The organism is Tamlana sp. I1, assembly GCF_015355625.1.
Lineage (GTDB): Bacteria > Bacteroidota > Bacteroidia > Flavobacteriales > Flavobacteriaceae > Pseudotamlana.
Genome location: NZ_JACLAF010000007.1, coordinates 116,223 through 142,274 on the forward strand (window position 1 = coordinate 116,223; position 26,052 = coordinate 142,274).

Annotated in this window: 26 protein-coding genes; 8 read left to right on the top strand and 18 right to left on the bottom strand. The window is 34.8% G+C overall.

Translation table 11 applies throughout. The features are described from left to right. Positions 1-263 precede the first annotated feature (263 nt). The 14 genes from H6X70_RS07750 to H6X70_RS07815 all read right to left on the bottom strand — a co-directional run bounded on the left by H6X70_RS07750 (position 264) and on the right by H6X70_RS07815 (position 14,372). Entirely contained in the window at positions 264-923 is a 660-nt protein-coding gene (locus tag H6X70_RS07750; protein WP_194767109.1) for a hypothetical protein, read from the bottom strand. Between the two features lie 116 nt (positions 924-1,039). Further along, positions 1,040-1,342, bottom strand: a complete 303-nt coding sequence (locus H6X70_RS07755) for an EF-hand domain-containing protein (RefSeq protein ID WP_194767110.1) — start codon at positions 1,340-1,342, stop codon at positions 1,040-1,042. Between the two features lie 75 nt (positions 1,343-1,417). After that, positions 1,418-4,114: a chondroitinase-B domain-containing protein gene (locus H6X70_RS07760; RefSeq protein ID WP_194767111.1), complete on the bottom strand. Its 2,697-nt coding sequence runs from the start codon at positions 4,112-4,114 to the stop codon at positions 1,418-1,420. A 283-nt stretch (positions 4,115-4,397) separates the two neighbouring features. Beyond that, on the bottom strand, positions 4,398-4,850 hold the full coding sequence (locus H6X70_RS07765; protein ID WP_194767112.1) for a tRNA (cytidine(34)-2'-O)-methyltransferase: 453 nt from the start codon (positions 4,848-4,850) through the stop codon (positions 4,398-4,400). Next, entirely contained in the window at positions 4,841-6,121 is a 1,281-nt protein-coding gene (locus H6X70_RS07770) for an NAD(P)/FAD-dependent oxidoreductase (protein ID WP_194767113.1), read from the bottom strand. The genes H6X70_RS07765 and H6X70_RS07770 overlap by 10 nt, the downstream gene beginning before the upstream one ends. Positions 6,122-6,352: 231 nt before the next feature. Next, entirely contained in the window at positions 6,353-6,766 is a 414-nt protein-coding gene (locus H6X70_RS07775; protein WP_194767114.1) for a DUF805 domain-containing protein, read from the bottom strand. A gap of 41 nt (positions 6,767-6,807) precedes the next feature. Then, positions 6,808-7,572, bottom strand: a complete 765-nt coding sequence (gene trpA / locus H6X70_RS07780; RefSeq protein WP_194767115.1) for a tryptophan synthase subunit alpha — start codon at positions 7,570-7,572, stop codon at positions 6,808-6,810. Between the two features lie 53 nt (positions 7,573-7,625). Continuing rightward, positions 7,626-7,910 carry a GIY-YIG nuclease family protein gene (locus H6X70_RS07785; protein WP_067149842.1) on the bottom strand — a complete coding sequence of 95 codons (285 nt, stop codon included), beginning with the start codon at positions 7,908-7,910 and terminating at the stop codon, positions 7,626-7,628. Between the two features lie 42 nt (positions 7,911-7,952). Then, positions 7,953-9,137 carry a tryptophan synthase subunit beta gene (gene trpB, locus H6X70_RS07790; protein ID WP_102996009.1) on the bottom strand — a complete coding sequence of 395 codons (1,185 nt, stop codon included), beginning with the start codon at positions 9,135-9,137 and terminating at the stop codon, positions 7,953-7,955. A gap of 35 nt (positions 9,138-9,172) precedes the next feature. Continuing rightward, positions 9,173-9,811 (bottom strand): phosphoribosylanthranilate isomerase, encoded by a 639-nt coding sequence (locus tag H6X70_RS07795; protein ID WP_194767116.1) that lies wholly within the window; start codon positions 9,809-9,811, stop codon positions 9,173-9,175. Between the two features lie 130 nt (positions 9,812-9,941). Continuing rightward, the gene (gene trpC / locus H6X70_RS07800) at positions 9,942-10,724 is read right to left on the bottom strand and encodes an indole-3-glycerol phosphate synthase TrpC (protein ID WP_194767117.1); all 783 of its coding nucleotides are present in this window, start codon (positions 10,722-10,724) and stop codon (positions 9,942-9,944) included. Between the two features lie 391 nt (positions 10,725-11,115). Beyond that, entirely contained in the window at positions 11,116-12,105 is a 990-nt protein-coding gene (gene trpD, locus H6X70_RS07805; protein WP_194767118.1) for an anthranilate phosphoribosyltransferase, read from the bottom strand. A gap of 205 nt (positions 12,106-12,310) precedes the next feature. Beyond that, complete coding sequence (locus H6X70_RS07810) at positions 12,311-12,880, bottom strand: anthranilate synthase component II (RefSeq protein WP_194767119.1); 570 nt, start codon at positions 12,878-12,880, stop codon at positions 12,311-12,313. An 85-nt stretch (positions 12,881-12,965) separates the two neighbouring features. Continuing rightward, positions 12,966-14,372, bottom strand: a complete 1,407-nt coding sequence (locus H6X70_RS07815) for an anthranilate synthase component I family protein (protein ID WP_194767120.1) — start codon at positions 14,370-14,372, stop codon at positions 12,966-12,968. A 259-nt stretch (positions 14,373-14,631) separates the two neighbouring features. Here H6X70_RS07815 and H6X70_RS07820 point away from each other — a divergent pair, with 259 nt between their 5' ends. The 5 genes from H6X70_RS07820 (at position 14,632) to H6X70_RS07840 (ending at position 17,097) form a co-directional block, all read left to right on the top strand. Then, positions 14,632-15,177: a TlpA family protein disulfide reductase gene (locus H6X70_RS07820; RefSeq protein ID WP_194767121.1), complete on the top strand. Its 546-nt coding sequence runs from the start codon at positions 14,632-14,634 to the stop codon at positions 15,175-15,177. A gap of 12 nt (positions 15,178-15,189) precedes the next feature. Then, on the top strand, positions 15,190-15,807 hold the full coding sequence (locus tag H6X70_RS07825) for a thioredoxin family protein (protein WP_194767122.1): 618 nt from the start codon (positions 15,190-15,192) through the stop codon (positions 15,805-15,807). Positions 15,808-15,932: 125 nt separating this feature from the next. Continuing rightward, entirely contained in the window at positions 15,933-16,247 is a 315-nt protein-coding gene (locus H6X70_RS07830) for a rhodanese-like domain-containing protein (protein ID WP_194767123.1), read from the top strand. 9 nt (positions 16,248-16,256) lie between these two features. Further along, positions 16,257-16,658: a rhodanese-like domain-containing protein gene (locus H6X70_RS07835; RefSeq protein ID WP_194767124.1), complete on the top strand. Its 402-nt coding sequence runs from the start codon at positions 16,257-16,259 to the stop codon at positions 16,656-16,658. Positions 16,659-16,827: 169 nt separating this feature from the next. After that, positions 16,828-17,097: a hypothetical protein gene (locus tag H6X70_RS07840; RefSeq protein WP_194767125.1), complete on the top strand. Its 270-nt coding sequence runs from the start codon at positions 16,828-16,830 to the stop codon at positions 17,095-17,097. 56 nt (positions 17,098-17,153) lie between these two features. On the opposite strand, the gene H6X70_RS07845 is transcribed toward H6X70_RS07840, so the two are convergent. The 3 genes from H6X70_RS07845 to H6X70_RS07855 all read right to left on the bottom strand — a co-directional run bounded on the left by H6X70_RS07845 (position 17,154) and on the right by H6X70_RS07855 (position 20,341). Continuing rightward, positions 17,154-18,101 carry an alpha/beta hydrolase gene (locus H6X70_RS07845; protein ID WP_194767126.1) on the bottom strand — a complete coding sequence of 316 codons (948 nt, stop codon included), beginning with the start codon at positions 18,099-18,101 and terminating at the stop codon, positions 17,154-17,156. A 45-nt stretch (positions 18,102-18,146) separates the two neighbouring features. After that, complete coding sequence (locus H6X70_RS07850; protein ID WP_194767127.1) at positions 18,147-19,709, bottom strand: right-handed parallel beta-helix repeat-containing protein; 1,563 nt, start codon at positions 19,707-19,709, stop codon at positions 18,147-18,149. 272 nt (positions 19,710-19,981) lie between these two features. Then, positions 19,982-20,341, bottom strand: a complete 360-nt coding sequence (locus tag H6X70_RS07855; protein ID WP_194767128.1) for a hypothetical protein — start codon at positions 20,339-20,341, stop codon at positions 19,982-19,984. A gap of 150 nt (positions 20,342-20,491) precedes the next feature. On the opposite strand from H6X70_RS07855, the gene H6X70_RS07860 reads away from it, so the two are divergent. Beyond that, complete coding sequence (locus tag H6X70_RS07860) at positions 20,492-22,192, top strand: hypothetical protein (RefSeq protein ID WP_194767129.1); 1,701 nt, start codon at positions 20,492-20,494, stop codon at positions 22,190-22,192. A 238-nt stretch (positions 22,193-22,430) separates the two neighbouring features. On the opposite strand, the gene H6X70_RS07865 is transcribed toward H6X70_RS07860, so the two are convergent. Then, a complete protein-coding gene (locus H6X70_RS07865) occupies positions 22,431-22,847 on the bottom strand; it encodes a hypothetical protein (protein ID WP_194767130.1) in 417 nt (138 codons plus the stop codon). Between the two features lie 244 nt (positions 22,848-23,091). Between H6X70_RS07865 and H6X70_RS07870 the strand changes: the two genes are divergently transcribed. Beyond that, positions 23,092-25,395 carry a type IA DNA topoisomerase gene (locus H6X70_RS07870; protein ID WP_194767131.1) on the top strand — a complete coding sequence of 768 codons (2,304 nt, stop codon included), beginning with the start codon at positions 23,092-23,094 and terminating at the stop codon, positions 25,393-25,395. Beyond that, positions 25,382-25,972, top strand: coding sequence for a pseudouridine synthase (locus tag H6X70_RS07875; protein ID WP_194767132.1), 591 nt, complete (start codon positions 25,382-25,384; stop codon positions 25,970-25,972). Before H6X70_RS07870 ends, H6X70_RS07875 begins: the two co-directional genes overlap by 14 nt. Positions 25,973-26,052: the final 80 nt, after the last annotated feature.

A 26,052-nucleotide genomic window follows, 5' to 3' on the forward strand; every position in this document is an offset into this window, starting at 1 on the left:
GAAAAAACGAACCAAAAAAATCTAGGCTTACGAAACTTTATCTAAATTTTTCATTCTACACCTAAATTTCAGGAACTCGCTATAAAATTTATAGGTAGTGATAAAATTTCGTTTAGCTCAAACAGCCTGAAATTTCACGGTGTTTTCACTTCAAATTTTACGATAAATTTTCGATAGGCCATCAACCCCCATTTTATAATAAACAATCCAAAATCAATAATAATTTGAATTTCTTATAAATATAGACGCTAATTTCTTTTTCTTTATTCGCTATCTTTTTCAAATAACACTATTTCAGCATCAAATTCAGCATCATTAAAATCATCTTTACTCATCCAATATTCAGATGTGGTTAAAACATATCCGTTTTCGGAAGTTGGTTTTAAATCCCAGATAATATGTTCGGCTTCATCAAATGCTTCTTTGCCCTTTAATTGATTTTCAAATAAGCGTTTAATCACATTGTGACTAGAAAGTGATGCGCTAAATGCTTTTAAAACAGCATCCTTTGTAACGTCTTTATTTGGCGTTATTTCAAATTCAATAATCGAGGCTTTTGTGTTTGGAAACCTGCCATTATAAGCCTTAAATAAGAGCTGATTGATGTTAAACAATTGATGATGAAAACTGATATCTGGATATTCTTCAGAAATTTTATCCAGCAACATTTCATGAGACACTTGATCGATTTGATTAGCGCTTAATTTTTCTGAAAATTTATATTTTAGTAGAATAGCAGCAGCTTCTTCAGGTTCAAAATCGGAGATGGCCATAAAGAGTAAATCTTTTAATTCGTCAGGATTTGACTTATTGGCATCAGGGAAATCTAGTTCATCGAGTAGTTTAATGAAATCCTCATGACTCCAAGCGTCTTTCAATTCTTCAACTGTTTTTATGCTATTAATGGTGATGTGGTATTTCATGACTCTTTATATATAAAGTTGTTTTGTAAATGTACTTAAAAACTTATCAGATAAAGATTTAAAAAGCAAAAAGGCCCAAATATAAATTTGAGCCTTTTCTGTTTTTGTTATAAAAACTAGTCTTGTTTTTTCTTTTTGCCTTTGCCTTTTTCTTGTGCTGCTTTAAATTCTTCAAAAGTCACACTTCCATCAGAGTCTGCATCCATACGTTTAAAATTTTTCTCTAATTTATCGGCAGGTACTTCATTTTTTCTTTTGGCAGAGGTAAACTCTTCCAAAGTTACAGCGCCATCATTATTAGTATCAAACCTTTTAAACATTTTTTCTGGATCTGGTTTCTTTTTTTCTTGAGCTTCTACACTTGTAAATGCGAATAGTGCTAAAGCTAAAGTTCCTAATTTTAAAGTTGTTATTCTCATTTAATGTTTTTATTTAAATTGTTAAACAGAACTTTTAGACTATTTTTTTTAAAAAAGGTTTAAAGGCATTATAAATTATTTTGAAACAATAAATGCTTTTGATAAACTGCCCTTTTCGGTGTTTACACGAATTAAGTACATCCCGTTTGAAAGTGATGCTGTGTTTATTTCGGTATTCGACAGGTTATCAACGTTTTTATCAATTAGTTTTTGCCCGTGTGTATTATAGATGCTTATAGATTTAATATGGGCACTAGTTGTACTTTTAATATTTAGGGTGTTTTTAGTTGGTACAGGATAAATTACTAAACTATTATTTAATGTTTTATCATCTACTGAAAGGCTTTTTGGACCATAGAATTCTATGTCGTCAATGGCACTCCAAGCACTTTTTCTAGTGGTTCCAGTAGGGTCGAATCTTCCAAAACCAACTACTTTTACATAGCGTGCATTATGGTCAATTTCATATTGATTAAAATCTGTTGTACCAGTTGCTGTTAATAAAAGGTCTCCAGAAGTTGGTAATACCATTGAAAAATCTGCTGCATCTGTTCCTGTGGTTGAAACATAAATTTGAAATCCAAAGGCATCCGATTTATTTGTGGTGCTAAACTGGATTAATTTTAAGTTGTGTGTACTACCTAAATCGTAAATAATGTATTCACCATCAGCTTTTGAAGCACCTCCAGGTACAGCATCATCATCTGCAGCCCAAACCGTTCCGTCTGCTTTATCTAAAGTATTTGCAGCGACTTCAGTTTTACCACCAGCGGTATTATCTTTTGAAAAAGAATGTACCGTTACAGGAGCACCATTAGTTCCTGAATTAATAAGGGTATACATATCTGTTAAATCGGCACCAGATTGTGTTACATTTAAGGTTCTTACTACATTATCGCCTCCGGCATCTTGTGTGAAAGTTACAGAGCCTGTTCTGTCTGTAGTTGCTGTGTTTTCAGTTACTGTTACTGAAACTGTAGCATCACCAGAAGCAGAATTGGTATCAATAGTAATCCATGCATCGTTCGACATAGCTGTCCAACTTACATTAGCACTAACAGATACATCGTGGCTTCCTGCAGCCGCAGTAACTGTTGGTAATGCACTAAGTGAAATATAATCTACAGGAGGTGGTGGTGCAATTGTGTTACAAATAGGATTGCTAATGTTAGCACCTGTATAATCTACAAAACAAGCTCCAACTTCAAAACCTACCATGTCATCAGTTTTAATGGTTGAACCACTTAAATTAGCTCCTTTACCATCGGCACCCGTAAAAGTGTAAATTTCATCACTTTTAGTTCCTGTAATAGCTGTTGAAGTAAAACCATTATTTACAGGACCTAAATTGGTTCCAGAAAAAACGTTTCCAGTAAAACTAATTCCAGCAGCAATATCGTTGTAAGCAGAAAGATCGCCATTGTCATCGGTAATCACATCTGTTAAAATTCCTGATCCTGCATCACCGTTAAAATAAATTAAGTTGTTGCTAAAAACAGTACCTGTATTAGAGTTTCCTCCTTTATCATCGTTAAAAAATACAGGAGCATTGGTGTTTACAATAGTATTGTTTGCAATGGTGTTGTTTTGAGACTTTTGGTAACCATTTTCAGAGTTTACATCGCTACAAATAAGTCCTGTAGTATCGTTACCACCTAAAAATGTAATACCGTTATTCCATTTCGCTTGCGATACCACGTTAATACAATCTTGAATGTAGTTATCGGTAATGTTATGTTCGCTATCTACTATTCTAATACCGCCTGTACCTTCAACGTTTTCACCTAAAAAGTGATTTTTTGATACTGTAGCTTTTGGGCCATGACGTAATACTAAAGACCCTCTACAACGTCTGAAAGTATTGTCTGTATAAGTGTTTCCTGTACTTTTGTTTGTAATAATTTCATTTTCACCATCGGCTTGAACAAAATAGTTGTTTGTTATAATACAGTTGGCATCTAACATTTTGTAATTGCTTTCACCAATACGAATGGTTTCAGAATCTCCCGCATTGGATAGGTCGGTATAAGTTACACCATCACTAGCTAGTTTCTGACCATAAATTCCATCGGCACCAGCCATTTTCTCGAAATTAAAAACATAGTTGTTTGCAATAGTGTGCTGCACAGGGTTACAACGGTTTGGCGATAACTCTTCAACATCTTGCCCCGTGATTGGGTCTTCATATTCATGCACGGCATTATAAGCAAGCTCTACTAAAATTAAGGCTCCAGCCGTTCTTTTATTTAGAAAAGAACAGTTTAACACATTGTTGTTATTGCCATGTAAAACAATCCATCTGTGTTTTAAAATCGATCCACCTGCAACAGCTTCATCCATTTCGCTTTGCTCAAATCCTAAACCATCAATCACACAGTTTTGGATGGTACAATTGTTAGCGTATTCAGAACTTTTTCTAAATTCAATAAAATTGCTAGCACCAATACCGCCAACCCAATGAAATCCTTCTACAACGAGGTAGGTTCCGGCAATGCTCATTTTTAATCCTCCAGTAAATATTACGCCTCCAGGAGTTTCTGGCCTGAATGTAATAGGCATATCTACTGTACCTGTTCCTAAAAAGGAAATTCTTTCATCGGAACTATACGTACCATCGGCTAATATAACTGTGTCTCCAGCTGAAAGCGAAAGTGATGTAAGATCTTCTGGATCTGTAATGTTGTGGGTTGTTTGGGCAGCTACTTTAATCGTACAGAAAAGTAGCATAAAAGCCATTGAGAAAACAGCTTTTACAAAGTAAGTTTTTGTCATTCTTTTTAGTTTTAGTTTGTTGGTTTTCCAAATTGGTTTACCAATTTAAAAAACCAAATATAAATAAAAATTGATGAATTCAACTATGAATGACTAAAAATGAAACTGTTAATAATTTGAATTAGTAGGTTGACTTTTTAAAATTCTCTCTACAATTTGTTTAGATGAACTTTAAGAAATGAATTATTTTAATACAGAATAGATACGAAAAAAGCCTGTTCGAATGATTTTTCTATCATTACTGAACAGGCTTTTTATTCGAACAAACTAAATTGTTTCTGTTTTATTTTAAATGTTTTAAACCTTCATAAACCACGATGCTTACGGCGTTTGCAAGATTTAAGCTTCGCACATGATCGCTGTACAGTGGAATTTTATAAAGTTTATCTGCATGGGTAGTCACAATTTCGGGAGCCAAACCAACAGATTCTTTTCCGAAAATTAAAAACAAATCATCTTCAAAAGGAATATCCCAATGGTTTTTAGTGCCTTTACTAGACAGAAAAGCCATGTTTTTGTTTTTGTTGATTTTGAAAAATGCTTCAACATTATCATAATAGGTTACCGAAAGGTGCTGCCAATAATCTAAACCAGCACGTTTTAGTCGGGAGTCATCAATTTCGAAACCAAAGGGTTTTACTAAATGTAAATGTGATCCAGACCCTAAGGCTAATCGGCCTATATTTCCTGTGTTATTTGGTATTTCGGGTTCTATTAATACAATGTTTAATGGCATTTTTCTTCTCTGTTTTTAACTTTATCTACCACGGGTTTCATGATAATTCTTAAGGTACTATCGTTATTGAAATAACTTATCATCCAGTTCATAAACACAAGGAGTTTGTTTTTTATACTTAAAATAAGCATTAAATGAATAAACATCCATGTAAACCAGGCCATTTGTCCTTGAAAACTAAATTTAGGTAAATCTACAACCGCACGACGTTTTCCAATAGTAGCCATTGAACCTTTATCTGTATATTTAAATGGTTTTAGAGGTTTATTGTTTGCAAGTTTATTGAAATTTTTGGATAAAAGTGCGCCTTGTTGTAAAGCTACACTAGCAACTTGCGGATGGCCGTTAGGGTATTTTTCGGTAGACATATATGCAATATCACCTATGGCATACACATTATTTAGAGCTTCAACTTTATTATTTTGGTCTACCACAAAGCGGTTGCCTCGTGTAAAGCAGTCTTCAGGAAAACCTTCAATCGTGTTACCAATTACACCTGCAGCCCAAATAACATTTTTAGAATCTATTTGTTCTCCTGTATTTAAAGACACCACCAAACCATCGTAATCTTTTACAAACGTACTGGTTTTAACAATAACTCCTAAAGACTCTAAGTATTTTTGCGACATGGTTTGAGAGCCTTTACTCATAGGGCTTAACGTATGTGGCGAACCTTCTAAAAGGTAAATGGTAAGTTTCGAGAAGTCTTTATCTGGATAATCTTTAGGCAGAATGTTTTTTTTCATTTCTGAAAGCGCTCCTGCCAATTCAACTCCTGTAGGGCCACCACCAACAATAACGAAATTTAGTAAGGACTGAAGTTCTTTTGGGTTTGTGGTATTTAAGGCGTTTTCAAAAGTTTGAAGAATTCTATTTCTAAGCTGAATGGCTTCAGGAATAGTTTTCATAGGATAGGCGTAATCTTTTAGGTTTTGATTTCCGAAGTAATTCGTAGTACAACCCATTGCCATTACTAAATGATCGTATGAGAAATCGCCAATAGTTGTTTTTATAAACTGGTTTTTATGATCAATTTCGGTAACTTTTGTAATTCTTATTCGAACATTTTTAGCTTTTTGAAATACTTTTCGAAGCGGAAAAGAGATACTAGCAGGCTCTAATCGGGCCGATGCTACTTGATACATTAAGGGTTGAAACTGATGGTAATTTTGTTTATCTATTAAATAGATTTCATAATTAGGATGGTTAATCAAGTCTTGGGCTAATCTTAAGCCGCCAAAACCCGCGCCTACAATTATTATTCGTTGCATTTTTGTTGTTGTGTGTAGTTGTTTTTTTTTTTTTTTTTTGACCGTGTAGTAGCACTGCCGGGTAATAGAAAAGACTGTCTAAAATGTACCTTATGTTTTTTTAGTCACGTTGAATCTTGAAGAAATGTATGCCGGTTAATAACCAGTATATTAATATATTTTAATAAGTTCAAACTAGACATACATCTATACTTTTTAGACAGTCTTTTTGTAATAAATAAAATTGAAATCTTAGGACTCGATTTGAGTTTTTCCTATTTCGTCAATGGCTTCAACGTTTATCGCTTTTGGATCTGGACCATATTGGTTAGCGCCTCTTTCGCCTTCGGTTACTGTTAAAACAAAAAACCAAATCGGGCCAATTATTGGAATGATACTTACAAAGTAAAACCAGCCACTTTTTCCAACATCATGTAGTCTTCTTACGACTAAGGCAAAGCTAGGAATTATGGTTCCTAATATGTATATGCCGTATAAGCCCATTAGTGCTGGTGTATCAGTAGTTAAAGCTACACTAATAGATATTGCCATTATAACTATTAAAAAAATAACATTAAACAAGGTGAACATCCAATATTCTTCGCGTCTTGCTCTTCCGCTAAAATTTGCATAGTTATCACGCAAAACTTTTAAATAATATTTCATAAAATTTGGGTTTGGGTTAGTATATATATGATTAATGTATTCTAATTTAAAATTGATTTTATAAAAGTATCTATTGATGCCGTACCCTCTTGAGTCACATGTTTTACAAAAGCACTGCCTATAATGGCGCCTTTTGCGTATTGTGTGGCTTGCGTAAAGGTTTCGTTGTTACTAATGCCGAAACCAATAATTTGCGGATTATTAAGCTTCATTTTATCGATACGTTCGAAATATTGTGTTTGCTCGTCTCCAAAACCAGATTGTGCTCCCGTTGTGCTGGCGCTACTTACCATGTATATAAATCCGTTTGAAATAGAATCGATATAACGAATACGCTCGTCACTCGTTTGTGGTGTAATAAGGAAGACATTAATTAAGCCGTATTTTTCAAAAATAGCTTGGTATTCTTCATGATACACATCAACCGGTAAATCCGGAATAATAAGGCCGTCAATTCCAATTTCCTGACATTTTTTACAGAAAGCTTCCACGCCATATTGAAACATAGGGTTAAAATACCCCATGATGATTAATGGAATATTCACCGTTTTCCGAATGTCTTTTAACTGATCGAAAAGCACTTCGGTGGTCATGCCATTTTTTAGAGCCTTGGTTGAACTTTCCTGAATGGTTGGTCCATCAGCTAAAGGATCGCTAAAAGGCAAGCCAATTTCAATCATATCGACACCGTTTTTTTCTAAATCTTCAATGATTGATACGGTATCGTTAAGGCTTGGGTAACCTGCTGTAAAATAGATAGACAGTAATTTTTTGTCTTCGCTTAGTTTTTTATTTATTCTGTTCATTGTTAATGAATAGTTTTCATTCCCTTGAAAAAGGGAATCTTTTAATATTTATTTTAAATATATTCTGAAAGATCTTTCCAATCTGGATTCAATCCGTTAATTAAATTTATTTTCCATTCTCGATTCCATTTTTTTATTTGTCGCTCTCTTTTTATCGAATTGTTTACATATTTGGTAGTTTCGAAATAAACCAGTTTTGTTACATTGTATCTTCCTGTGAAGGATTTTAAGCTGTTATTTTTATGTTGATTCAATCTAACTTTTAATTGTTTTGATCGCCCAACATAAAGAACAGTATGATTTTTATTGGTTAATATGTAAACATAATGAACATCCATATTCAATTAATGAGATTTCCGCCTTCGCGGAAATGAAAAAAATTAAATCTTGAAATACTCAATATAATTCTGTAAATCCTTATCACCACGACCAGATAAACTCACCACCACAACATCTGTTGGTTTAAATTTGCGTTGCTCAAAAATCGCTAAGGCGTGCGAACTTTCGATGGCTGGAATAATGCCTTCTAGCTTACATAAATCGAGTCCGGCATTCATCGCTTGATCGTCGGTAATGGCCATAAATTCGGCACGTCCTGTTTTGCAAAGATGTGCGTGCATCGGGCCAACACCAGGGTAATCCAATCCAGCTGAAATCGAATACGGCTCGGTTATTTGTCCGTCTTTAGTTTGCATTAACATGGTTTTACAACCGTGAATAATGCCTTCTTTTCCTAAAACAGAAGTGGCTGCACTTTCACCAGAATCGACGCCCAAACCGGCAGCTTCAACAGCAATAATGCCTACTTCTTCCTCGTGTAAATAGTGGTAATAGGTTCCAGCGGCGTTCGATCCACCACCAATACAAGCCACCACATAATCGGGGTTTTCACGACCTTCTTGTTCTTTTAATTGCCATTTAATTTCTTCGGAAATCACAGCTTGAAAACGTGTAACCATGTCTGGGTAGGGGTGCGGACCAATAGCTGAACCAATGATGTAATGGGTGTCTACAGGGTTGTTAATCCAATCGCGAATGGCTTCGTTAGTCGCATCTTTAAGGGTGCGGCTTCCTGATTTTGCAGGCACAACGGTTGCGCCAAGCATTTTCATTCTTGCCACGTTTGGAGCCTGTCTGGCAATGTCAATTTCGCCCATATACACGATACACTCCAGTCCCATTAAAGCACAAACTGTTGCCGTAGCCACACCGTGCTGTCCCGCGCCAGTTTCGGCAATAATACGGGTTTTTCCAAGGCGTTTCGCCATTAAAATCTGACCAATAGTGTTGTTGATTTTATGAGCGCCTGTATGGTTTAAATCTTCGCGTTTTAAATATATTTTGGTATTGTATTTTTCTGAAAGACGCTTCGCAAAATAAAGCGGCGAGGGGCGGCCTACGTAATCTTTTAAAAGTTTATCGAATTCTGCTTTAAAATCGGGTTCGGCCATCACTTTTAGATAGTTTTGGCGTAATTCTTCTACATTAGGATATAGCATTTCTGGAATAAAAGCGCCTCCAAATTCGCCATAATAACCTTTTTCGTTTACGTTGTAATTATTCATAATCTTTAATATTCCTTCGAAGTATGGATTCCGTTTTATTTACGAAATGACAAACTTTTTATAAATTCTTTTAATAATTCTATGTTTTTTAATCCGGGCTCGATTTCAAATTTACTGTTTACATCTAAAGCGTAACAGTACTTTGAAGCTGGACTTTCTATAAATTTCTTAACATCCTCAACTTGATTTGGGCCAATACCACCGCTTAAAAAGAATGGTTTTGTAGACGGGTAGTCGTTTAAAACATTCCAATCGAAGGTGTAACCGTTTCCGCCAGGTAATTTTCCTTTGGTATCAAATAGAAAGTAATCGCAAACCGTTTCATAAGGCTTTAATTCTTCAAAATTGAAGCTGTCTTTTATTGAAAAAACTTTGATGATTTCTGGTTTTTTAAGCAGGACATCATCAAGTATATATTGCGTGTGTCGCAAGGTATCGCAGTATTCTGGCGATTCATGACCGTGTAATTGAACGGCTTGTAGGCCAAGAGTGGTAACTTTTTCAATTACAAAATTGATTTCGGCATTAACAAAAACGCCTGTTTTTTTTATAGAACTAGGTATTTCAGGAATGCTGCTTTCGTCAAAGTTTCTTGCTGAATCTTCATAAAAAATAAATCCTAGATAATCGGGTTGTAATGCGGCAACTTCTTCGATATTATCTGAATACTTCATGCCGCAAATTTTGAGGAGCAGCCCCTCACTATCCTTAGGGGAGAGCATTGATTGCGGTGTATGTTGTTTGTCTTTATTATTCATAACAGTGATTATTCACATGAGTAAGCGTCCTCCTCCTTTGGAGGCGCTAGAGGAGATTCTTTATAAATTCTGTTGCACTTGCTCCTGGATTATCGGTTTTCATGAAATTTTCACCAATTAAAAAACCTTGGTATCCATATGGTTGTAATTCTTTAATGGCTTCAATATTACTGATACCGCTTTCGGAAACTTTAACGAAATCATTAGGAATAAGTGGGCTTAAAGATTTGCTCGTGTTTAAGCTAACATCAAAGGTTTTTAAATTTCTGTTGTTTACACCTAACATGTCTAGGCTTGGCATGATGGACTTGTGCAATTCTTCTTCGTTATGTACTTCCAAAAGCACATCTAGATTTAGGCTTTTTGCAAACTCTGAATATTTTTTAATCTCGTCGCGGGTTAAAATTGCGGCGATTAAAAGGATAACATCGGCGCCATAAGCTTTGGCTTCTAGAAGCTGATATTCATCTATAATAAATTCTTTCCTTAAAAGCGGCAGGTTACAGCTTGCTCTAGCGGTAAGTAAATCGTCTAAAGAACCTCCAAAATATTTGCCGTCTGTCAACACAGACATACCGCAAACACCAGCATCTTCATAACCTTTTGCCACATCTTGAACGCTTAAGGTGTGGTTAATAACCGATTTAGATGGCGATCGGCGTTTGTGTTCGGCGATGATTCCTGTTTTACTGTTACGTAGTTTTTCAGATAGAGAAACTGTTGGTCTTTCGAATAAAACAGACTGTTCTAATTGCGAGGTGGGAATTAAACTTTTTCTAAGTTCAACTTCTTTTCTCTTATCGAGGGTTATTTTATCTAGTATGTTCATTTTTAAAAGTCTGTAGTTTTAGTTTGTAGTTTAAATTAGCATGTCTGCTTACTGAAAACTGTGACTGAAAACTTTTTAATTTTTATTTTAAACTTGTTTCTGTTCATTTTGTCTTGATACAAAACGAACCAAAAAATCAAATTAATCTGATGGAATTCCTTCGGAACATTCGCTTTCGGAATTACGTGCTTGAAGCTCCGCTTCGCATCTCCATTCCTTCGTTCATTATTCCTGCAGATTAATGCTTCGGACGTTGTCCGAAATTTGGTGTTGACTTTCTGCTATTTTCTTTTTATTACTGATATTGTTTTATTTCTAAACTAGGTTTCGTTTTTTTAACTATTAACTATTAACTATTAACTATTAACTATTAACTATTAACTATTAACTATTAACTCAGTTCAATTAACTTTTCTAAACTAGCTTTCGCTTTTCCTGAGAATAACGATTCTTTAGCCATTTCAAACCCTTCTTGATGTGAAATTTGATTTGTTGTTGCAATGGCTAGACCAGCATTGGCACAAACCACGTTGTGTTGCGCATCGGTACCTTCGCCGTTTATTACTTTTTTAAATATTTTGGCCGATTCTTCAACAGAACTACCTCCAAAAATGTCTTCTTGTTTTATGGCTGAAAGACCTAAGCTTTCAGGCGTAAAAAGGGTTTCGGCGTTATTGGAAATGATTTTAGCTTTTCCCGTTAAGGAAATTTCATCGTAACCATCTAAAGCGTGTACAATGCTATAATTTTTATCGGTTTTCTGATATAAGTAACCGTATAAACGTTGTAATTCTAGATTGAAAACACCAACCATTTGATTTTTAGGAAAGGCAGGGTTAACCATGGGACCTAACATATTAAAAAAGGTTTTTACACCCAATTCACGACGTATTGGTCCGACTTCTTTCATAGCGGGGTGGAATAGGGGGGCATGTAACACACAAATTCCTGTTTGCTCTATAGAACGTTTTAGGAAATCGACATCGTTAGAAAATTTAATCCCTAAATGTTCCATAACGTTTGAAGATCCACAAGAAGAGGATACACCGTAATTACCATGTTTTGCTACATTTACGCCTGCTCCTGCGGTAATAAATGAAGCTAGAGTAGAAATGTTAAACGTGTCCTTGCCATCTCCACCAGTTCCGCATAAATCAATGGGGTTAAAATCTTTTAAATCTACCGCAATACATAAATCGAGAAGTGCGTCCCTAAAGCCACTTAATTCGTTAATAGTAATGCTACGCATCATATAAATAGAAAGAAAACAAACAATTTGAGATTGGTTATACATACCTTTTGATATGTTTACAATGATTTGTTTGGCCTCTTCGTTTGAAAGGGTTTCGTGATTTATTAATCTATTTAATACGTCTTTCATTAATTTCAATTTTCATTCTCGCGAAAGCGGGAATCTATTTTATCTCTACTAATTTTATCTGGTTTAATAAACCAAGCCAAAATTCAATTTAATTTGATGCAATTTGTTCGAAATATTTTTTCCAAAGTTTTTGTTATCCAGATCAGATTGACTTTTTTAACCATTAACCATTAACCATTAACCATTAACCATTAACCATTAACTATTAACTATTCACCCAATTCTCTAAAATTTTCTTGCCATCTGGTGTTAATACCGATTCTGGATGGTATTGTACACCACGAACATCGTAAACTTTATGTCTTAAGGACATGACTTGTCCGTTGTCATCAAACGAAGTGGCTTCCAAACAATCTGGTAGGTCTGCATTAACCACCCAAGAATGATAACGGCCAACTTCGATGTTTTTATTTAAGCCTTTAAAAATAGGTTCATCGTCCACACAAATTTCAACAGGTGTTGCAACACCGTGATAAACATTGTCTAAATTCACTAAAGAACCTCCAAAAACTTCACCTATAGCTTGCTGACCTAAGCACACACCAAAAATACTTTTTGTAGGCGCATATTTTTCAATAATAGCTTTTAGTAAACCTGCTTCATCTGGAATTCCAGGCCCTGGCGATAATACAATTTTATCAAAAGGTTCTACATCCTCTAAGGTTAATTTATCGTTTCTAACTACAGTAACATCACAATCTAAATCTTCTAAATAATGAACTAGATTATATGTGAAACTGTCGTAATTATCTATAACTAATACTTTCTTATTCATCTCTTATATTCCTGCGTAGGCAGGAATCTGTTTTAAGTTATACTTTATATTTTTTTAACCAACAACCAACAACCAACAACCAACATCAAATATCCTCCGCCAAGGTTATTGCTTTTGTTAAAGCACCTAGTTTATGAAAAACTTCTTGTAATTCACTTTCGGTATCCGATTTAGATACCAATCCGGCGCCAGCTTGCCAATTTAATTTGTAGTTTTTACTTAAAAACGTACGTATCATAATGGCGTGATTAAAATTCCCATCAAAATCCATAAAACCAATTGAGCCACCGTAATAACCACGACTTGTTTTTTCGTATTTCTCAATAAGTTGCATGGCATTGTGTTTTGGCGCACCGCTTAGTGTTCCTGCTGGAAAAGTATCGGCAACCACTTGCATTGTAGGAGTTTCGGCGTGTTTTTGTCCTGTAACCTTACTTACCAAGTGAATGACGTGCGAAAACAACTGAACTTCACGATACGTAACCACTTTTACACCACTTCCGTGGCGGCTTAGGTCGTTTCTTGCTAAATCGACAAGCATCACGTGTTCGGCATTTTCTTTATCGTCAAGCTTTAAAGCTTCGGCAAGCGCTTCATCTTGAATATCGTCGCCAGTACGTTTAAAAGTTCCTGCAATGGGGTGAATTTCGGCCATGCCATCGCTTACAATAAGTTGCGCTTCAGGCGAACTGCCAAAAATTCTAAAATCACCATAATCAAAATAAAATAAATAGGGTGACGGATTAATGCTTCTTAAAGCACGATACACATTAAAATCGTCGCCTGTAAATTCTTGCGAAAAGCGTCTTGAAAGTACCAATTGAAACACATCGCCTCGATTACAATGTTTTCTAGCGACTTCAACCTGATTTCTAAATTCATCATCGGTTAAGTTCGATTGAATATCGCCTTTAGCATCAAAGCTGTACTCGGCAAAATTTTGAGTATTGATTAATTTATCAATAGCGTCAATATTATTTTCTTGATCTTCGTAACAGTGTGCAAAAATATAAGCCTCATTTTTAAAATGATTAATCGCAATTATATTCTTGTAAACCGCATAATAAATATCTGGAACAGTAACCGAATCGTCTTTTTTGCTAATTTGAATATCTTCAAAATAACGCACGGCATCATAAGCAGTATAACCAAAAATGCCGTTGTTTATAAACTTGAAATCTTCTTCAGTATTCACATCAAAGCGCTTTGTGAATTTGTAAATTTCATCAACCACGTTAACATCTTCGGTAATGTTTAAAGACGTTGAACTTCCGTCGGGAAAAGTTTGAGAAATTACTTCGTTTTCAACTTTAATGCTTGCAATTGGATTAAAACAGATGTATGAAAAGTTCTTATGACTTCTATGATAATCGCCACTTTCAAGCAGAATACTGTTGGGGTATTTGTCGCGTATTTTATAGTAAACCGTTACGGGTGTAATCGTGTCGGTTAATATTCTTTTATGATGGGTGTATAGGCTAAATTTTTTCATATGTAACATAAAAAAGGCTTGTCGTGAATGACAAGCCTTTGGATATTTTGATTTTTAAATATACTAGGATTTTACTTCACGAAGATTAGTTTCGAAAGCACCACCACCAAGTATTGTTTAAAATAGTTTTCATTGTTAAGTTTTAATCAGCCCAAATATAGAAATGAAAATGTGATTACACAAAAGATTAAAACACTTTTTGACTAAAAGTTTGTTAAACTAGAAGATATTCAAAGAACTATTAATTAGTTTTATACTTATGAAGTTAAATGTGTTATTTGTTGCCATTCTTTTAATGGCGAGTTGTGCAAAGCAAAAAAAGAACGAAGCTGCTACTAAAACGGCTTTAAATAAAGTTGAAACCTTAAACACTTCGGAAAGTGAAGTAGATCTTGAAGTCTACGATTTTAATGGTTTTGAAAAATTTCTGAATAAAAAAGACGGTAAAATTCATGTGATAAACTTTTGGGCAACTTGGTGTGCGCCCTGCGTTAAAGAATTGCCTTATTTTGAGCAATTAAATGAAGCTTATAAAAATAAAAATGTAGAAGTCCTTTTAGTAAGTTTAGATTTTCCGCATTTATACGATTCTAAATTGAAACCTTTTATTAAGGATAGAAAATTAAAATCGAAAGTCGTTGCTTTAGATGATGCTGATATGAACACTTGGATTCCTAAAGTGGATGAAACTTGGTCGGGTTCGATTCCTGCAACCATCATTTATAAAAATGATAAAAGATTGTTTTTTGAGCAGTCTTTTACTTATGAAGAATTAGAAAACGAAGTCAAACAATTTATAAACTAAAACCCGATTATCATGAAAAATGTATTTAAAATAATTTCAGCAGGATTACTAGTGCTTTTTATTAGTGCTTTTGCTGTAAAAACGGCACCCGTAAGTGGCTATAAAATTGGCGATGTTGCTAAAGATTTTTCGCTTAAAAATATAGATGGCAAGATGGTTTCTATGGCCGATTATAAAGATGCTAAAGGTTTTATCATCACCTTTACATGTAACACTTGCCCTTATGCGGTGATGTATGAAGATCGAATTATAGAGTTAAACAAAAAATACGCCCCAAAAGGTTATCCTGTAATTGCCATTATGCCAAATAATGTTGCGGTTAAACCTGGCGATGCTTTACCAGAAATGAAAAAAAGGGCCGAAGAAAAAGGATTTAATTTTCCGTATTTAATCGATGCCAAGCAAACGGTTTACCCTAAGTTTGGTGCGACAAAAACACCACATATGTTTGTGTTAGAAAAAACAAGCAAAGGCAATGTGGTAAAATATATTGGTGCGATTGACGATAATTATAAAGATGCATCGGCAGTTACAACAAAATACGTTGAAGATGCTGTAAATGCTTTGTTAAGCGGTAAAGCTGTACCAGAAACCGAAACGAAAGCCATTGGTTGTTCCATTAAGGTTTAGTTCATAGAAACTTAATTAAAATCCGGAGTCGTAATACTTCGGATTTTTTTTCGTCTATAATTTTAGAAGTCTTAATTTTGTGATAACAATATAGACTAGTATTAAACACATTATATAAAGAAAACATGGAAGATTTAACACAAGATGAATGGGCAGAGCAATTAGCAAACGATACTAATGCCGTTGTATTGGATGTAAGAACCGATGCTGAGGTTGCCGAAGGTATCATCCCAAACGCCATTCATATTGATATCTATAAAGGGCAGGATTTTATTCATGATTTAGAAGAATTAGACAAAACCAAGAATTACTACGTGTATTGCCGTTCTGGAAAACGATCTGGTCAAGCCTGCCAAATTATGGAGCAAATAGGTTTTGAAAACGCTTACAATCTTGAAGGTGGTATTTTAGACTGGACAGGCGATATTGTGGACATGTAGTTCAATACTATGAAAACTTATATTTTAACGTTTTGCGCTGCTTTGATGCTTACTTTTTTTAGTTGCAATCAATTGGCATCGCAAGACGGTTATAGTGATTTGGATGCTCAAGCATTTAATAAAGCTGTAGCTGAAGATAGCATGCTGCTTATTGATGTGCGTACGCCTAAAGAATTTGAAGCAGGTCATTTGAAAAACGCATTAAATATTGACTTCCTTGCGGATGATTTTGCTGAAAACATTAAAAAATTAAACTCCGAAAAACCTGTTTATATTTATTGCCGTTCTGGAAAACGCAGTAAAAAAAGTGTTGAAATTTTTCAAAAAGCAGGATTTACTCAAATTTATAATCTGGATTCTGGTTTTTTAGGCTGGAAATCTGAAAACTTACCGATAGTTTTTGAAGATTAACGATTTTTAGCTGTCTGTTTTAACTTTCAACTAGTATTTTAGTCATTCACCTTTTTTATTTTAACGTAAAGGTCTGTTTTTTATACCTTTGGAATATAACTGTAGGTTATTTGATCCCTTGAATAACGATGCAGATTGTTTTAATTAATTAACTAGAACTTTAAATAGCATGGAAAACGGATTCGTAATTTTAGGAATTGTTGCATTATTATTCTTAAGTATGTATGGATACTCTTATTTATCAGTCGCTCGTGAAATGGCGAAGATGAAAAAGGAAAAACAGATACAAAAAGATAGAGATGAATTGAGACGCGAAAGACGGCTCAAGCATCAGGCAATTATAGATGAGAAAGTTAGAAAATTTAACGAAAGGAGAGAGGAAATTCAACGAGAATTAAAATTGTTGAAGGACATGAAAAACAAACAAAAAGTTGGTTAGTTTAAATAGTTTTTATCCTTTAAAAAGCCCATGTAGTCAAATTACATGGGCTTTTTTTATGGCATTATATAATTATTAGCTAAAAGCCAATTTTCGCAAGCTTTGGGCCAGTTGGTATGTGTGCCCTTTGTCCCTAAGCCAAAACCATGTCCGCCATCTTCATAAATATGTAGCTCGGCAGGAACGTTGTTTTCCTTTAAAGCTAAGTAATAATTGATGCTATTTTCAACAGGAACGGCACCATCATTAGAGGCATGAATTAAGAAAGTAGGCGCTGTGTTTGCATTAACATGATTTTCGTTTGAATATTTTTCAACTAATTCTTCCGAAGGCGATTCACCTAAAAGATTCTTTTTAGAACCTTGATGTGTTATCCCATCTTTCATGGAAATTACAGGATAAATTAAGATGGAGAAATCTGGTTGGGCGCTAGTTTTATCATGCTTATACACTTTATCAGCATAATGTGTAGAAAGCGTTGATGCTAGATGACCGCCAGCCGAAAAACCTATAATTCCAATTTTATTGGGGTTTATGTGCCAATCTTTGGCGTGCCTTCTTACGGTTCTTAAGGCTTCTTGAGCATCCTGTAACGGACCAATACTTTTATCTTTCATAATCTCATCACTAGGTAATCTGTATTTAAGTACAAATGCAGAAATCCCTAAAGTATTAAGCCATTTTGCAATTTTGTCGCCTTCTTTATCATGTGATAATACGGCGTAGCCGCCTCCAGGGCAAATCACTACAGCCGTATTATTTGTTTTGTTGTTATCGGCTAAAAAAACTTTTAATCTCGGGTTGGTTACTTTACGAATTCCTGTAGCTTCCCCTTCATCATTTAATCGAAATTCTTCTTGATAATGGTCACTTTTAATAGAATTAGGCACTTCATCCCAAAGAGGAATCTCTTCATTTTGAGAAAATGTTTTTGTAGAGCTACCAAAAAGCAAAATCATAATCCATATTTTATATTTCAGTGATGAAGTTACTACGTTTTTCATATCAGTTACCTGTCAAATTAAAGTTATAGATAAGGAATTATCTCGTTATTTTATCGTAATTAACTTACTAGTTCTTAATTGATCTTCACCTTTTAAAACAAGCAAATAATTTCCTGAAGCTAAATTATTTCGTTTTAAAGTTAAAGTATTATTACCAGCAGGGTAAGTTTTATCATTAAAATCAAAAACTTTAATACCCATTAAATTATAAACGGCAATATTAAGTTTTAAGGCTTGTTTTAAGTTGAAAATAATACGGGTTTCTTCAGAAAAAGGGTTCGGATAGTTAGCAATGCCTGCTTCAAAAACAAAATCATTAATACCTAAGGTTCCTGTTTCAAACGGACCAATATCTGGTGCTGTGCCATTAAAAGGCAGACCCACATCCATTCCAGCATCAATTAAATCACTGCCAGCAACAAGTTTCATAAATTCAACATCTGGTAAACTACCGTCTGCTTTTCTTTCGGCTAATAATAAATTGATGTCTAAGCTTTCAAAGTCACTGTTATTTGTTGTTAAACCATTTTGCCAGCTGTTATTTTGTACAATTAATGTAGTAGCTCTGTAGCTATCGCTACCGCTTGTAGGCGCGTAACTAATGGTGTTTTTAATTTCCAATTTTTCAGCAATATTGGAGCTGCTAAAATTAATGTTTCTACCATTTTGGTAAGCACCACAATTGTACATAGTAATACTACCTCTGTTGCTATTATGGTCGAAACCATCGTATATATTTCCTGCAGAAATACAGTTTTTGTAAATCGCATTATGTTTTAATAATTTAATGTTATTAACCGCATCGCTACCACCAGTTTTAAAACCGTTACCATCGCCTTGACCTGCGCTACCGTTTTTTAAGTAACCATTTTTAATTGCCCAACAATTTTCGTAGGTTGTTGTTATGTTATCGGTGCCTCTAAGATAACCATCCCAACCATCATCTAGATTTTGCCATGCACGACAGCCTACAAATTTGTTGCCTGTACCCGCATCTAGTTTACAAGCAAAACCATCGGCGTTTTCTAAACTCGCATCGGCGTTGTAAAATGAATCGCAATTAATAATGGTATTGTTACTACCCCCAGAACCTATTTGTAAGCCTGTATCTTTACACTCGCTAAACGTACAAAATTCTATAGTGTTATTGTTTCCGCCAATAAACATACCGTTATCGCCAGCTCCAAAAATATCAATGCCTTTAAAATGCCAATAATTTCCACCTAAAGAAATGGCGCGATTGGATGAGCTTTCAGACATGCTAGAAAAATCGAAAAAAGGTCGAGTGGTATTGTCTGGATGTGGTAATACTGAAATAAGGTTTCCAGCTGTACCACTTCTAGAAATGCTTACTCTTGAAGTAAACACATAATTACCATTTTTTATATAGATAATATCTCCGGCAGAAGCATTTGAAATCGCTGTATTAAACTCTGCAACGGTACTTACCGTAATATCGGCATACATTGTACTAATGTGTTTTTGCTGAGTTTGTTGTGTGTTCGTTTCGCTTTGATTTTTCTGTGATTTAGGCAATGCAAAACTTGCCATATGACACATTATAAAGCAAGTTAATATCATGATGGTTTGTGTAATTTTTGAAGTCATTTGTTATTCTAGTTTAATTAATGTAATCGATAACAAAGATATAAGATTTAATGTTTCAAACCATTTAAATTTTGTTTCTGATGCAAAAAAACAACAAAAAAGGGAGTGAACTAAGGGGTGAATTTTATAAATAGAGGAGTGTTTACCTTGTGTAAAAGGTTATTTATAGTTTAAAGAATAATTACTAAGATTGGTTGAATAATGAAGTAGACTGATGAAAATATTTTAAAGAAGAATGATTTTCATCTGAGAAGTTATGCTAAACCTTCTTTTTAATTTAGAAATTCATTTTGGGTGTTTGTTCTAAAACATTGTTCTGTGCCAAGAAATTCTGGGTCGCCTTGTTCTTCAGACCAAAATCCTTCTAATACATTTTTAGAAAGACATTTGTAAACCACAACGCCTTTAAAAATAGCGTCGTTTTCTCCTAAGTAATGAAAATTTATAACTAAAATGTTGTCTTTGAAAAATCCGTTACCTAATTGAATTTGATTATTATTGATAATCCACTTGGCTTTAATCCGCTCGTTTTGGTCTAATGTTAAATGCAAAGTGCCTTTATAGGTGTTTTGATCTTCATTTTGATTGCTTCCAATTATCGAATATTCCCCAACTAAATCTTGAATGGTCATGTTTGTGTTGTAAATTTTTCCTTAAAAAAGGAAGTTAATCGTAATTATAGAGAATTTAAACCATTATCTTTTAAAAAATTTCAATAGAAGATTAAAAAAATTAATTTTGATATGAATATCCATTTTGAAAACAACTAAACCCCAATTACTTTGATTAAATATTTTTGCTTTTTTTTATTTTCATTACATCTGTTTTCTCAAGATGCTAACATCCCTACACAGTTTTTTCAAGACGGAAATTTTTATAGAAATCTAAATGAAAATTTAAATGAATTGTCTAATCCTATTGGTCCGTTTCTAGAAGGCGAGGCCTGTGTTGTTATACAGTTTTTAGGTAGAGATAATTATAAAATCAAGTACAAGGGCAAGGTTGGTATTGTAAAAGTGGACGATTTAGAAGTTACCGAAGCGATGACCGATTTGTATTATGCTTATCAGAAAAAGGAGCGTGAGGAATTGATTGAAGCTGAGGCCAAGCGAAAAGAAAACATATATCAAATTGTACATAAGGAAGAAATAGAAAAACGCAAGCAGGATTCCATAGCGCAAAGTATAGCTACGCAGAAGGCTTTAGAGGAAAAACGTATTATGGAAGCTCAGGCTGCAAAGCTTGCCAATGAAAGGGCTTTGGCGGCACAACGCAAGCATGATTCTATTGCTGAACAAAAAGCACTTGAAGCCAAACGTATAAAGAAGGCCAATGCACAGCGTCTTATCGAAGCCCAAGCTTTAGAGGAAAAACGTATACAAGATTCTATAGCTATACGAATTGCTAATGAAAAAGCAATACAAGTACAACAGAAAAAGCAGGATTCCATTGCACAGCATTTAGCACTTCAAAAAGAACTTGAAGCTAAACGTATTAAGGAAGCTAATGAAAAATATGCCGAAAATCAGCGCGCGTTAGAAGCAAAGCGTATTCAGGATTCTATAGACTTGCGCATTGCTAATGAAAAAGCCCTAAAACAAAAGCGTATTAATGATTCTATCTCAGCTATTGTCGCTGCAAAAAGAACTTTTGAAGCGAAACAGAAAATTAAAGAAGAGAATGCTCAATATATAGCCAAACAAAAACAAATCGAAGCACAACGCATTAAGGATTCTATAGCTTTACATGATGCCAATAAGCGTGCTTTGGAGCAAAAACGTATGGCCGATTCTTTAGCGCGAATCCCTAAAAGTTCGGTTTCACAAAATAAGAAGCCTGTTATTGCTACAACTACGAGTCTTGAAACTCAAAAAGCTTTGTATGAAAAGCGTATTAAAGATTCCATTATACGTAGTATGGCCGCTCAAAAAGCTTTGTATGAAAAACGTATAAAAGATTCAATTATTCGTAGTCTTTCAGGACAAAAAATACCTCAAATTGCAAATTCAGAAATAGCACATAAGGCTTCAGCTAAAGAGAAATTAAGATTAGAGCGTATAAAATTTAAAGATTCTTGTCGCTATGTAATGAATGATTTCGACCCATTTTACAATGTGAGAACAGTACGAACAGAGGCTTATCCGCTTAGCGATAATTTAACTGTTGAATTATACCGTCAAGGTCTCAAAATAAACGTGTTTTTTAATTCGAAAGAAGATTTGGGCTGTGTTAGTTATTTTTCACATAACCGTTCGTCGGTTACTGTGACTTTGGAAAATGGCAAGTATATTTCATTTTATCATTCCTGGGATATGGAATGTGGCCAGTTTTCATTTAAAGGCAACTTGTCTAAATCGCAAATGGCATTACTAAAGGAATCGCCTGTTAAATCCGTAAAGTTAAAAGGTACAAAAGGCACTGCTGAAATTACAGATATTGATTATGATGCTTTTTTTATGCATAAACTTCACTGTTTAGATTAACCTACATAAACTAGATTATAAAAAAAGCCTGTCTAAAAAGTCAGTTAAATTTGATTTGTCAGGTTGAGATTGTCAAAACCGATATTGATTAGCAATCAGTTAAAAATATTTTGACAAGCTGAATATGACATCAATTACATTTTTTAAGACAGGCTTTTTTTTATAAATATCTGCAATACCTTGTAACTCAGGAATAAAAATGCGGTCCTTGTTTTGTCGATTTTCTACCCTAAAAGTTTTAGTTAATCACAGGGACTTCAATGGTAAAAAAGGTGTCTTGTCCGCTAGAATCTTCACCTTGATAAAATTCAAAAATATAAGTTTCTCGCTGTAAAGCCTGTACGGGGATAGAAAATGTAACTTCTCGAACGTCTTCGGTGCAAGATATGCCATCATCTACATGTGCAATGGGATAAATAAATCGGGAAGTTCCTTCATAGAAATAATCGTATTGATTATAGTAAAAGTAACAGCTGTTAGGTAATTCAATAGTAACTTCAATGCGGTAGGTGTTTCCATACTCAAATTCAGAAGGCACGTTCGCATCAATCGCGCCGATATATTCTAAATGGTATTCGTGGTAGTAAGCATCGTCATCATTACTACAGCTAAAAGTTAAAAAAGCAACTAGGATAAGAGGGATAAAATGTCTCATGATAAATTAAAATTTAAAAAGATTAGACAAATGTTTTATGGTGAACTGATATAAATTTACATTTTTTTTAAATATTTATGAAGTTATTCATTGTTAAATGGTTGTTGTTTAGTGTGTTGTTAGGTTTCTGATTATTTTCTGTAAGCTGTTTTACAGTTCTATTATTCGTTAATAACTCCTAAAAAGAACTTTTTTAAAAACTATTTTAATGTTCTATTTTGCAGGTCTGTTTTAAAAGAGATTCATGAAAGTTTGTATAGCCGAAAAACCTAGTGTTGCCCGTGAAATTGCTACTGTTTTAGGAGCAAACACAAAACGCGATGGCTATTTTGAAGGCAATGGTTATGCGGTAACCTATACGTTTGGTCATTTATGCACGCTTAAGGAACCTAACGATTACAAACCCTATTGGAAAAGTTGGGATTTAAATAACCTCCCCATGCTTCCCGAAAAGTTTGAAACTAAAGTGGTTTCTAATTCAGGGATTCAGAAGCAATTTAATATTGTAAAAAGTTTATTTGATAAAGCCGAATTGGTTATAAACTGTGGCGATGCCGGGCAGGAGGGAGAACTTATTCAGCGTTGGGTGATGAATGAGGCCAACTACAAAGGCGAAGTACAGCGTTTGTGGATTTCGTCCTTAACCACAGAAGCCATTAAAGAAGGGTTTGAAAGTTTAAAACCAGCATCAGATTACGATAATTTATATTACGCCGGGTTTTCAAGAGCGATTGGCGACTGGTTATTAGGTATGAATGCCACACGATTATATACGGTTAAACACGGTGGTTATAAGCAAGTTTTATCGGTTGGTCGTGTGCAAACTCCAACTCTCGCTATGGTTGTAAATCGTTTTAAGGAAATTGAAAACTTTAAACCACAGCCGTATTGGGAGCTACAAACCTTATATCGCGACACGCTTTTTAGTTATGAAGAAGGCCGTTTTTTAAAGAAAGAAGATGGTGAAGCTTTAGCTAATAAAGTTAAGGAGAGTGATTTTGAAATTGATTCCATCACCAAAAAGAAAGGTAAAGAATACGCACCAAAATTATTCGATTTAACCGGGTTGCAGGTGTATTGTAATACCAAATTCGGATTTTCGGCCGATGAAACTCTAAAAATTGTTCAGGCTTTATATGAACGAAAAGTGGTAACTTATCCTAGAGTAGATACCACTTTTTTACCAAACGATATTTATCCGAAAGTACCAGGCATTCTTCAGAAGTTAACCAATTACGCAACTCTAACACAACCTCTTTTAGGGAAGAAAATTAAAAAATCGTCTAAGGTTTTTAACGATAAAAAAGTCACCGATCACCATGCTATTATTCCAACGGGCATGCAAACCAATTTGCAATACAACCAGCAGCAGGTTTACGATATTATTGTAAAACGATTTATTGCGGTTTTTTATGACGATTGTACGGTTTCGAACACCACCGTTTTAGGAAATGCAGCCAAAATCGTGTTTAAAACTACAGGTAAAGAAATTATAGAAAAGGGCTGGCGTGTTGTTTTTGAAAACCCAGATGCAAAGGAAAAAGAATCGGGTATTTTACCAACTTTTGTAAAGGGCGAAAAAGGCCCACATGAACCTTCGTTTTTAGAAAAGGAAACCAAGCCGCCAAATCAATATACAGAAGCTTCGTTACTTCGAGCCATGGAAACCGCAGGCAAGCAGGTAGACGATGAAGAATTACGTGATTTAATGAAGGAAAATGGTATTGGACGACCATCTACTCGAGCCAATATTATAGAAACGCTTTTCAGAAGAAAATATATAAAACGAAATAAAAAACAGGTTCTGCCAACAGTAACAGGCATTCAGTTGATAGATACGATTCAGAATGATTTATTGAAATCGGCAGAATTGACAGGTTCTTGGGAGAAGCAACTCAAAGATATTGAGAAAGGCGAGTTTAGTGCAGCTGCTTTTATTAGAAATATGAAGCAGATGGTTGATGCCTTGGTTTATGAGGTGCGTAGCGAAACCAAACGCGCTAATATTTCGCAGTTTGTTACCGTTAAAAATCGCGAAGCCAAAGCCGCCAAGAAAAAAGTAGCAGGCATTTTGAATGAAGATTGTCCGAAATGTAAAAAAGCAAAACTTTTAAAGGGAAAAACTGCTTACGGTTGCAGCGGTTATAAAGACGGCTGCGATTTTGTGTTGCCCTTTAATTTTGCTGATAAAAAAATATCTGAAAAACAGTGGATACGTCTGCTTCAAAAAGGTTCTACGGTAAATTTAAAAGGTTTTAAAATAGACGGCGCTGCGGTTGAAGGTTTGCTGCGTTTTGATGAAAATTTCAAAATAAAGTTAGAACCTAAAAAGACTTCCGCGAAAGCGACACCTAAACCAACTTCAGACGAGTTAGCGTGTCCGAAATGTAAAAAAGGCACGGTACTAAAAGGCAAAACGGCCTACGGTTGCAGTGCCTACAAAACGGGCTGCGATTTTAAAATGACTTTCGATGCCGTAAGAACCGCTATGAACGGCCAAAAACCTACCAAAGCCTTGGTGCATCAAATATTAAATGGAAGCATCTAAAACCAGTCATAGGCACTTTATAATCTACAAACCCTACGGTTTTTTAAGTCAGTTTAAAAGCCATGACTCTAAACAACAATCTAAAAATTTCTTGGGTACGCTTCACGATTTTCCGGAAGGCATTATGGCCATTGGAAGATTAGATGAGAAGTCGGAAGGCTTGTTATTACTTACTACCGATGGAAAAATGAGCGATTATGTAAACAGTCGTAAAGTTGAAAAGGAATATTATGCTCAAGTAGACGGCGCTATTTCCGCGGAAGCGATAACAAAAATGAGTGAAGGTGTAGAAATTGGATTTAACGGTAAAAAATACCAAACCAAGCCTTGCAAAGTTTTTGCTTTAGAAGGGATTCCCGATTTGCCAATACGCTCGAAAAAAATTAGAGACGAACGCCACGGACCAGCGCCATGGATTTCGGTAACTTTAAAAGAAGGGAAATTTCGTCAAGTTCGAAAAATGACTTCTGCCGTTGGGTTTCCAACTTTGCGTTTAGTGCGTGTTCGCGTTGGCGATATTCTTTTAAATAATATGCAGCCAGGTGATGTTGTTGAGGTTGATGATTTGAGGGTTTAGATGTGTAAATGTTTAATCGTTGAATGGTTTAATTGTGTAATCGAGGGGTTTCACTTGCGTAGGCTTGTCATACCGACGAT

Bases quoted from the DNA above. Each gene is read 5' to 3' on its own strand.
- H6X70_RS07830 (WP_194767123.1), top strand. From the start codon at position 15,933: ATGGAAGATTTAACACAAGATGAATGGGCAGAGCAATTAGCAAACGAT.
- H6X70_RS07825 (WP_194767122.1), top strand. From the start codon at position 15,190: ATGAAAAATGTATTTAAAATAATTTCAGCAGGATTACTAGTGCTTTTT.
- H6X70_RS07755 (WP_194767110.1), bottom strand. From the start codon at position 1,342: ATGAGAATAACAACTTTAAAATTAGGAACTTTAGCTTTAGCACTATTC.
- H6X70_RS07760 (WP_194767111.1), bottom strand. From the start codon at position 4,114: ATGACAAAAACTTACTTTGTAAAAGCTGTTTTCTCAATGGCTTTTATG.
- H6X70_RS07810 (WP_194767119.1), bottom strand. From the start codon at position 12,880: ATGAATAAGAAAGTATTAGTTATAGATAATTACGACAGTTTCACATAT.
- H6X70_RS07795 (WP_194767116.1), bottom strand. From the start codon at position 9,811: ATGAAGTATTCAGATAATATCGAAGAAGTTGCCGCATTACAACCCGAT.
- H6X70_RS07815 (WP_194767120.1), bottom strand. From the start codon at position 14,372: ATGAAAAAATTTAGCCTATACACCCATCATAAAAGAATATTAACCGAC.
- H6X70_RS07840 (WP_194767125.1), top strand. From the start codon at position 16,828: ATGGAAAACGGATTCGTAATTTTAGGAATTGTTGCATTATTATTCTTA.
- H6X70_RS07820 (WP_194767121.1), top strand. From the start codon at position 14,632: ATGAAGTTAAATGTGTTATTTGTTGCCATTCTTTTAATGGCGAGTTGT.
- H6X70_RS07855 (WP_194767128.1), bottom strand. From the start codon at position 20,341: ATGACCATTCAAGATTTAGTTGGGGAATATTCGATAATTGGAAGCAAT.
- H6X70_RS07865 (WP_194767130.1), bottom strand. From the start codon at position 22,847: ATGAGACATTTTATCCCTCTTATCCTAGTTGCTTTTTTAACTTTTAGC.
- H6X70_RS07750 (WP_194767109.1), bottom strand. From the start codon at position 923: ATGAAATACCACATCACCATTAATAGCATAAAAACAGTTGAAGAATTG.
- H6X70_RS07785 (WP_067149842.1), bottom strand. From the start codon at position 7,910: ATGGATGTTCATTATGTTTACATATTAACCAATAAAAATCATACTGTT.
- trpD (WP_194767118.1), bottom strand. From the start codon at position 12,105: ATGAAAGACGTATTAAATAGATTAATAAATCACGAAACCCTTTCAAAC.
- H6X70_RS07765 (WP_194767112.1), bottom strand. From the start codon at position 4,850: ATGCCATTAAACATTGTATTAATAGAACCCGAAATACCAAATAACACA.
- trpA (WP_194767115.1), bottom strand. From the start codon at position 7,572: ATGAACAGAATAAATAAAAAACTAAGCGAAGACAAAAAATTACTGTCT.
- H6X70_RS07770 (WP_194767113.1), bottom strand. From the start codon at position 6,121: ATGCAACGAATAATAATTGTAGGCGCGGGTTTTGGCGGCTTAAGATTA.
- H6X70_RS07835 (WP_194767124.1), top strand. From the start codon at position 16,257: ATGAAAACTTATATTTTAACGTTTTGCGCTGCTTTGATGCTTACTTTT.
- trpB (WP_102996009.1), bottom strand. From the start codon at position 9,137: ATGAATAATTACAACGTAAACGAAAAAGGTTATTATGGCGAATTTGGA.
- trpC (WP_194767117.1), bottom strand. From the start codon at position 10,724: ATGAACATACTAGATAAAATAACCCTCGATAAGAGAAAAGAAGTTGAA.
- H6X70_RS07850 (WP_194767127.1), bottom strand. From the start codon at position 19,709: ATGACTTCAAAAATTACACAAACCATCATGATATTAACTTGCTTTATA.
- H6X70_RS07845 (WP_194767126.1), bottom strand. From the start codon at position 18,101: ATGAAAAACGTAGTAACTTCATCACTGAAATATAAAATATGGATTATG.
- H6X70_RS07875 (WP_194767132.1), top strand. From the start codon at position 25,382: ATGGAAGCATCTAAAACCAGTCATAGGCACTTTATAATCTACAAACCC.
- H6X70_RS07870 (WP_194767131.1), top strand. From the start codon at position 23,092: ATGAAAGTTTGTATAGCCGAAAAACCTAGTGTTGCCCGTGAAATTGCT.
- H6X70_RS07775 (WP_194767114.1), bottom strand. From the start codon at position 6,766: ATGAAATATTATTTAAAAGTTTTGCGTGATAACTATGCAAATTTTAGC.